Here is an 8691-nt window from a genome sequence, read left to right as displayed (position 1 = left end):
AAGTAATGTTTGAATTGACTGTGCTGAACCTTTCGATTCAATGGTCACTTCGTTTCATTGAAACCTAATTTGATACCGAAGTATCTATTTGGATTATCATCAACGAGTGCCCACACAGATTGATAGGTTTATATTGTTAAAGAGCTTTCTTCTTTGTGATTCGCATCACTTCGGAAGAGGCGGCCATTCTAGCGAGTTAAGTTTTAGTGTCAACCACTTTTTTCAAACTTTTTTCAAGCGTTACCACTTGGCTAGTAAACCGTGCCGACTTTGCTTGAACCCTTATGAGCTCTTGCCCTGTCGACGAGGAGGCATTATAGAGATCGCGCTCACATTGGCAAGCGTTATTTTGAAAAAATTGCAAAAATAACACTTAAACGCCGACTTTTCGCTCAAAGCCTTATTTGTCCAACTTTACCCCTAGAAAGCAAACATAATACCCACAGAGTTATCCACACATCGCTATTTTCAGCAAAAAGAAAAGGCCGCATTGCGGCCTTTCTTCTATATAGAAGAGAATAAATTAGATACCTGAACCATCTTGTTCGTTACCATCATCTTCATGAAGTCCACACTCACGCTTTAAACCAAAGAAGCGAGTTTCCTCTTCACTCATTCCTGGCTCCCACTTTTTGGTCGTATGAATATCACCTACCGACAGGTAACCTTCTTCACGCAGTGGGTGATAAGGCAAGCCATGTTCTTCTAAGTAATAGTGGACATCTTTATTAGTCCAATCGATTACCGGCAAGAACTTGAATACGCCATTTTGGATCGACAAGATAGGTAAGTTGGTACGCGACTTAGATTGTTCGCGACGCAGGCCCGAGAACCACGTTGCTACTTCGAGCTCATCGAGCGCTCTGCGCATCGGTTCAACTTTATTTATCTTGTTGTACTTTTCGATTCCCTCTATACCTTGATCCCATAGATTTCCGTAGCGAGCTTCTTGCCAGTTAGAGCTCTCAGCCGCACGATAAACTTTTAGGTTCAGGGTTAGCTGTTCACTTAACTGATCGATAAAACGATAGGTTTCAGGGAAAAGGTAACCAGTGTCAGTCAGAATAACCGGAGTATCCGGAGCCTGTTGAGTAACAAGGTGCAGCATAACTGCAGCTTGAATACCAAAACTTGAAGACACCGCAAACTTACCTTCGAGATTTTCTAGTGCCCAGGCCACTCTTTGCTGGGCGGTTAGCTTCTCTAACTCTCCATTAATTTCGGCAAGACGGAGTATTTGCTCCGTCTTAGTTAATGAGAGCAGTTCTGCTAACTTCGGTTTGGAAGCGACAGAATCAAGCATGCAAGTCCCTCTTAGATACTTTGACTTCTTGAATGATGCCAGCACGGATAGCAAAATCACCAAATCCTTCGCCAGCTTCACGCTCTTTAGCCCAACGACCTACGAGCTGATCAATCTCTTCTAGTATCTGTTTGTCTGTGATGTTCTCTTTATACATCTTAGGAATACGTGTACCAGCACGGTTACCACCTAAGTGAAGGTTGTAACGACCAGGAGCTTTACCTACCAGGCCAATCTCAGCCAACATAGCGCGACCACAGCCATTTGGGCAACCGGTGACTCGAAGGATGATGTTTTCTTCTTCAGGTAAACCATGTTTCTCAAGGATGCCCTCTACATCAGTAACAAACTGAGGTAGGAAACGTTCAGCTTCAGCCATCGCGAGTGGACAGGTTGGGAATGCCACACACGCCATTGAGTTTTTGCGCTGTTCACTCACGTTGTCATCAATTAAACCGTGCTCGCGGGCAATCTTCTCAATCTTCGCTTTCTGACTCTTAGCCACACCAGCAACAATTAAGTTCTGGTTTGCCGTCATACGGAAATCACCTTTATGGATTTTGGCAATTTCAGCAACACCGGTTTTGAGTGGTTTGCCCGGGAAGTCCAGTAGGCGGCCGTTTTCAATAAACAGTGCCAAATGGTGTTTACCATCGATACCTTCAACCCAACCGATACGGTCACCACGATCTGTGAACTCGTATGGACGGCTATCGCCAAACTTCACACCAGCACGCTTTTCTACTTCCGCTTTAAATACATCTACACCAACGCGGTCTAATGTGTATTTAGTTTTAGCATTTTTACGGTTTGAACGGTTACCCCAGTCACGCTGAGTCGTTACTACCGCAGCGGCAACGTCAAGTGTCTTTTCTAGTGGAACAAAACCAAAGTCATCGGCACGGCGAGCATAAGTAGAAGTGTCACCGTGAGTCATGGCCAGACCACCACCGACTAATACGTTAAAGCCCACCAGCTTACCGTTTTCACCAATCGCAACAAAGTTAAGGTCGTTAGCGTGAACATCAACATCGTTTTGTGGCGGAATCACAACCGTCGTTTTGAACTTACGAGGAAGATAAGTCTTACCCAGGATTGGCTCGTCATCTTCTGTTGTTTCTACTTTCTCGCCATCTAACCAGATTTCAGCATACGCTTTGGTTTTAGGAAGTAGGTGTTCACTGATCTTCTTCGCCCATTCATAGGCTTCTTGATGCAGCTCTGATTCTACGGGGTTTGTGGTACATAGTACGTTACGGTTTACATCGCCCGCAGTCGCAATTGAATCAATGCCAATGCTGTTCAACGTTTGGTGCATCAGCTTAATGTTTGGCTTAAGCACACCGTGAAACTGGAATGTTTGACGTGTGGTCAAACGGATACTGCCATAAAGCGAATGTTCAGTTGCAAACTTATCGATCGCTAGCCACTGCTTTGGCGAAATGATTCCACCAGGCATACGTGCACGAAGCATCACATTATGCAGTGGTTCCAGTTTTTGCTTAGCACGCTCGTTGCGAATATCGCGGTCGTCTTGCTGGTACATACCGTGGAAACGAATTAATTGGAAGTTATCTGCAGTGAATCCACCCGTAATACGGTCCTGAAGATCTTGCTCGATCGTGCCACGTAAAAAATTACTCTGAGTTTTTAGGCGCTCGTTATCCGAAAGAGGCCCTAGAACTTCGCCCAATACTTCCTGCTTATTGCTCATTAGTACACATCCCTTTGGTAACGTTTTGCTTTACGTAAGTCGTTGATAAATTCTTCTGCGTCATCGCGTGATAATTTGCCATGCTGCTCCACAACATGAATCAGAGCTTCATGAACATCTTTCGCCATGCGAGTTGCATCACCACAAACGTAGATGTACGCGCCATCTTGGATCCATTGCCATACTTGCTCTGCATTCTCTAGGATTCGATGCTGAACATAGACCTTCTCAGCTTGATCGCGACTGAAAGCCACATCAAGACGATTTAACAATCCAGACTTAAGATACTTTTGCCATTCAACTTGATATAGGAAATCTTGAGTAAAGGTACGGTCACCGAAAAATAACCAGTTCTTACCTTCGGCATCACGATTGTCACGCTCCTGAATAAAGCTACGGAATGGAGCAATACCTGTACCCGGGCCAATCATGATCACTGGAGTGTTGTCATCCTGAGGTAGTTTGAAGTTGTTGTTGTTTTCGACAAATACTTTCACTTCACCGCCTTCTTCCAGACGTTGAGATAGGAAGCTAGACGCACCACCAAAACGTTTTTCATCACCTTTGTCATATTCAACCAATCCAACAGTTAGATGCACTTCTTCATCAACTTCTGTCTGACTAGATGCGATCGAATATAGACGCGGCGTTAGGCGACGAAGCAAACCAAGCAAATCATCCGCAGAGAGTTTGGTTTTCTTCTCAGAAAGAACATCCACAACTTGAGTGTTACTTGCGTATTCGCGAAGTTTGTCTTTATCTTCCACCAGCTTCTCAAGCTTTTTACTACCAGATAGCTCGGCAAACTTGGTTACAAGCTGCGGATTAGCCGCGGTAATTTCATACTTGCTAACGAGAGCACTATGAATCGAAAGGCTCTCACCATCAACTTCAACACTCTCAACACCCGAAAGGCCGACTTTATTAAGGATGGCATTAGCCAATTCCGAGCTGTTTTCAAACCAAACGCCCAAAGCATCACCAGGTTGGTAAGTTAAACCTGAACCATCCAAATCAATTTCAACGTGGCGAACATCTTTACCAGAGTCTCGACCAGTGATTTTCTGGCTAGTGAGTAGAGTAGCGGTATAAGGTTTTTGCTTAGAGTACAGAGAGTGAGCCGCCGCCTGAGCGACAGGAAGTTGAACAACATCTGCTTCCTGACCAGAAGACAAATCATCTTTCACTGTCTCGAGCGCTTTTGCTCGCCACTCAGATGCAGGCGCTTCGTAATCAACATCACAATCGATACGATCAATGAAGGCTGTCGCGCCCTGCTTAGCTAAGTAAGCATCAAAATCTTTACCAGTTTGACAGAAGAACTCATAGCTCGAGTCACCCAGGCCAATCACACCATATTTCAGGTTTGGTAACTTAGGCGCTTTCTTTGACTGTAAGAACTCATGTAGCTCAATCGCATTATCTGGCGCTTCACCTTCACCGTTAGTCGAGGCAACGATAATAACGTGAGTTTCTTTGGCTAGGTTCTTACCTTTATAGTCACTGGCATCAAACAGTGCGACTTCGATGCCTTGAGCTTTCGCTTCTTGTTCCAGAGCTTCAGCAACACCTTTTGCGTTACCAGTTTGAGAAGCGTAGATAATAGATAACTTACCTGCAGGCTTAGCCGATACTGCAGCGGCAGCCTGACTGATTGGCGTTGCCGCCCCAGTGGTTTGAGGCTGAACTTGTGACAATCCCCAAAAATAACCGCTCACCCATGCAAGCTGTTGTGAGGAAAGACCCGATACTGTTTGTTGAAGAGAACCAAGCTGCTGATCATTCAAAGGAGCAGCGATGGACGGTAATTCTTGCTGAGAAGGTCCATTATTTGTTGAGGACTCTTTCTTATTTAAAGACATGGTCACGACATCCCTATTCATTGCGTGATGATAGATTAACCACTCTCTTTAATAACAAGAAAGAATAGAAGTGAATGTTTTATAACTTTTGGAATTAAAGGATTTAGAAAGAGAGCAATTTCCTGTGCTATTTGGCTTCAATTCTCACTTGTTTAAAACCAACGGCCATTGCTGATTTAGAAGCGAGATCCAAATCGATATAGTGGCACTCCTCACCATGAGAGTCAGTAAGTAAAACAAACCCTCCGCGTGCATGGCGAAATTCTACAATCCATGCCCCTTCTTGCGCAGACGGTTCAATGATGGCCTCTACCAGCTTATTTTCTCGATATAAGTTTCTTAGCTCAGTAATCGTCATGAGATTCCTTTCTCTGCCAGACACAACGCTCCTAGAGTAAGGATGGTTGAAAGCGGCAAAAGTGCGAGCATTTACTTATTTATATAATTAATAGGTATAAAAAAACGCCGCTATATAAATAGCGGCGTTTTTTGAATTCGATATCAAATTTAGAAGCTGAATTCAGCTCCTACAAACCAACCGTCAGCGAAGACAAAAGGTTTACCTAAGTCCGAACCACCAGCAACGCGGAAATCTTCTGATTCCAAATCAATCACTCGATATCCACCTTTAAAAGCGAGTTGATTACCATCTAAGTCCATTCGGTATTGAGCACCAGCCATCAAATCTGTGCTCTTAATACCGTTGTTATCGCCAAAATTCATTTCGCCAATAATATCGATAGACGTATCAGGCACTGTTAACTCAGCATATCCATACCAAGCCCATATCATGCCATCATAGGTAGCATTACGTGTTGCATCTTCAGCATTGATGTACTTAGTGTTAGACAAATCACTAAAAGTCACACCCGCATCAAAATGCATTAAGTCATGCTCAAAAATGCGGTAATAAAGCGTTAAATCTAGTTTATCAAAAGCCATGTAGTCTGCATCAATGCTAGAGTAACGAACTCTCGCATCAGGAACATACTTTACATTGTGCTCAATGGCAGCATAAAAACTAGGAGTAGTATCACTATCACGGCGAACTTCATTTACCTTGGTTCCTGGCCACCACATCTCAGCACCAATTTTTGTCGTCAGCGATGACTCATCAGCAAAGGCTGGTACTGACATGACAGCAGCAGCTAGTACGGCAGCGGTTTTAAAACCCATGAACTTGTTTCTCCCAATAGTGGTGCCAGACTCCTCTTGATTGAATGGCTATCAAGAGGAGATGTATACGATATGCGCGAATACTACCATACACACACCCTATGCCAGCAAATTTTTCTATCGGATAGCAACTAGCGAGTTTGAGCTACATGCGATTTAAAAAACCAAATACCAAGCGCGATGACGATTAACCATGGCAGTAATTTGAGTACCGCGCCTAACATTCCAAGTAGCACCATGACAACGATAGAAAATGCAACAGCAGCAAATACTGTTAGCATCGTTACGCCAGTGACTAGCAGTGTAGCGGTAAATACTAAGATAAAGATTAGTTCAAACATACGCTTCTCCTTTGTTTAAACTACATCTTTCAGGATGTGTGCCAACTTAGAAAAAAAACCTAACCGACTAATTTATTTAAATAAAAATTAAAAGAGCACTTAAATAAGTGCTCTTCATTATTCTATACAAGGTAATTTTAACCATCTACATGGTAAATTTTACACATTCAATTCTTGAGGAATTTTTGCCAGTGCCGTTTCAACAACTTCTATGCCTGCGCCTGGCTTATGCGCATTTTCACTGATGTAACGTCGCCACTGACGAGCACCGGGCATCGCTTGAAATAGACCAATCATATGACGAGTAATGTGACCCAAATAGGCCCCCTTAGAAAGCTGAGCTTCTATGTAAGGGTACATTTCTTCTACTACCTGAGAGCGTTTTTTGATTGGTTTATCTAAACCAAAAATCTGCTGATCCACTTCTGCTAACAGATAAGGATTTTGGTAAGCTTCGCGCCCAACCATAACTCCATCGAGAAACTCTAGATGTTCTTTTGTTTCTGCCAGTGTTTTAACTCCGCCATTCACTGCGATATTTAAATGAGCAAAATCTTTTTTCAGCTGATACGCCCGTGGGTAGTCTAATGGCGGGATCTCTCGGTTTTCTTTGGGACTTAAACCAGAGAGCCAGGCTTTACGGGCATGAATAGTGAACTGCTCACAACCGCCTTTCTCAGAAACGATAGAAACAAAGTCGGTCAGAAACTCATAAGAGTCTTGATCATCAATACCGATACGCGTTTTGACTGTTACCGGAACATCCACCACATCACGCATTGCAGCAACACATTCTGCTACCAACTGAGGCTCTGCCATTAGGCATGCACCAAAACGACCGTTCTGTACACGGTCAGATGGACAACCAACGTTTAGGTTAATTTCATCATAGCCACGCTCTGCTGCTAGCTTGGCGCAAGTCGCCAAATCTTGATGGTTGGAGCCCCCGAGCTGGAGCGCCACTGGATGCTCTTCTTCGTTATACGCTAAAAAGTCACCTTTACCATGAATGATCGCACCTGTAGTAACCATCTCTGTATAAAGCAGAGTTTCGTTAGTCAGCAAACGGTGGAAGTAACGGCAATGGCGATCCGTCCAATCGAGCATGGGTGCAATGGAAAAGCGGTTAGCCGCGTATTTACTAGTATTGTCAGGTTTCATAAGGTGAGTCTCGCTATACAGTGAGCATCGTGGTCAAAACAGAATCCGCGATTATACACACAGAAGAGGAAACATTCAGGAAAAAGAATCAGCAGACATTTCAACTCTCCTCACTCTAACAAGATAAAGTTAATCCTCTGATTTTAAGCCGTAAATGGATAAAGAAGCTTTTTACCACCAGCAACCCCAAAGCTCCACCAATCACACAAACTTAACACAAGTAATTGAATTAATTTAAAATAACCCCATAAACAATGCATGTAAGAACAGCTTCGTGAGCTTTTAGCCTACTGGTATCCTAAAGCTACGCACACTCAACTTGAAGCCGTGAACAATAGGGATTGCACACCACTCCTTTTTAACGATGACCTCGCTAGATGCATTATCATATATAGAACAAAGCGGAGTGCTTAATGAAAAATAGAACGGCTCATCACTTAACTTGTTTCGTTTTTGCTCAACATAGAGTAACTTAAGCAACACAAACCAGAGGGACATCTCAGGGTAACTTACTGAGTAAGCAATCATAAATTACCCATAGATCAACGATAAACCTCAATAAATGGTATATTATTAAAAATGTCCATGAGTAATGGTGAGCAGTTTGGATCAACAGCTAGTCACACAAATAGAAGAGATATGCGCCGCTCGCGGAGTTAGATTAACCTCACAACGAAAACGTGTTTTTGAGTTGATCTGCGCAAGTCCAAAAGCATCGAGTGCTTATGAGCTGTTAGAAGATCTCAAACAAACCGAACCTCAAGCAAAACCTCCAACTGTATATCGAGCTTTGGATTTTTTGTTAGAGCAAGGGTTTATACATCGAGTCGAGTCCACTAATAGCTATATACAATGTGGTTCTTGTAACGCCCATAAGCATCATTCACATATGCTTATCTGTGATAAATGCGGTAATGTTATTGAACTGCTAGATGATAGTTTGGTAGCCTTACTAGTTAACAATGCAGAAGAGCACGGATTTACTATCACCAATCATGTAATTGAGTCGCATGGTGTTTGTAAAAACTGTTCAACTGAATAAAGCGAAATAAAGATATAGAAGAAAGTTATGCGCGCTGAATTTGTAAACCCGTTTTTAGCTTCATTAATGAATGTACTAAAAACGATGGCTTC

Annotated in this window: 8 protein-coding genes and 1 pseudogene; 2 read left to right on the top strand and 7 right to left on the bottom strand. The window is 43.1% G+C overall.

The features are described 5' to 3' along the window. Positions 1-523: 523 nt before the first annotated feature. The 7 genes from AC4MRV_RS20875 to dusA all read right to left on the bottom strand — a co-directional run bounded on the left by AC4MRV_RS20875 (position 524) and on the right by dusA (position 7557). On the bottom strand, positions 524-1303 hold the full coding sequence (locus AC4MRV_RS20875; RefSeq protein ID WP_491189220.1) for a phosphoadenylyl-sulfate reductase: 780 nt from the start codon (positions 1301-1303) through the stop codon (positions 524-526). After that, positions 1296-3017: an assimilatory sulfite reductase (NADPH) hemoprotein subunit gene (gene cysI / locus AC4MRV_RS20870; protein WP_491189219.1), complete on the bottom strand. Its 1722-nt coding sequence runs from the start codon at positions 3015-3017 to the stop codon at positions 1296-1298. The genes AC4MRV_RS20875 and cysI overlap by 8 nt, the downstream gene beginning before the upstream one ends. Continuing rightward, on the bottom strand, positions 3017-4879 hold the full coding sequence (locus tag AC4MRV_RS20865; RefSeq protein WP_491189218.1) for an assimilatory sulfite reductase (NADPH) flavoprotein subunit: 1863 nt from the start codon (positions 4877-4879) through the stop codon (positions 3017-3019). Before AC4MRV_RS20865 ends, cysI begins: the two co-directional genes overlap by 1 nt. Before the next feature lie 127 nt (positions 4880-5006). After that, positions 5007-5237, bottom strand: coding sequence for a hypothetical protein (locus AC4MRV_RS20860; RefSeq protein ID WP_491189217.1), 231 nt, complete (start codon positions 5235-5237; stop codon positions 5007-5009). 149 nt (positions 5238-5386) lie between these two features. After that, positions 5387-6055, bottom strand: a complete 669-nt coding sequence (locus AC4MRV_RS20855; RefSeq protein ID WP_491189216.1) for a TIGR04219 family outer membrane beta-barrel protein — start codon at positions 6053-6055, stop codon at positions 5387-5389. Between the two features lie 131 nt (positions 6056-6186). Further along, a complete protein-coding gene (gene pspG, locus AC4MRV_RS20850; protein ID WP_008072535.1) occupies positions 6187-6396 on the bottom strand; it encodes an envelope stress response protein PspG in 210 nt (69 codons plus the stop codon). Between the two features lie 159 nt (positions 6397-6555). Further along, positions 6556-7557 (bottom strand): tRNA dihydrouridine(20/20a) synthase DusA, encoded by a 1002-nt coding sequence (gene dusA, locus AC4MRV_RS20845; RefSeq protein WP_491189215.1) that lies wholly within the window; start codon positions 7555-7557, stop codon positions 6556-6558. Positions 7558-8149: 592 nt separating this feature from the next. Between dusA and zur the strand changes: the two genes are divergently transcribed. Both zur and AC4MRV_RS20835 read left to right on the top strand, forming a co-directional pair. Continuing rightward, a complete protein-coding gene (gene zur / locus AC4MRV_RS20840) occupies positions 8150-8599 on the top strand; it encodes a zinc uptake transcriptional repressor Zur (RefSeq protein ID WP_491189214.1) in 450 nt (149 codons plus the stop codon). Between the two features lie 27 nt (positions 8600-8626). Continuing rightward, a pseudogene (locus tag AC4MRV_RS20835) lies at positions 8627-8691 on the top strand (chemotaxis protein CheX); the annotation flags it as partial.

Source organism: Vibrio sp., assembly GCF_984391705.1.
The sequence above is the reverse complement of the archived record's forward strand: the minus strand, read 5'-3'. Positions and strand labels throughout refer to the sequence as shown.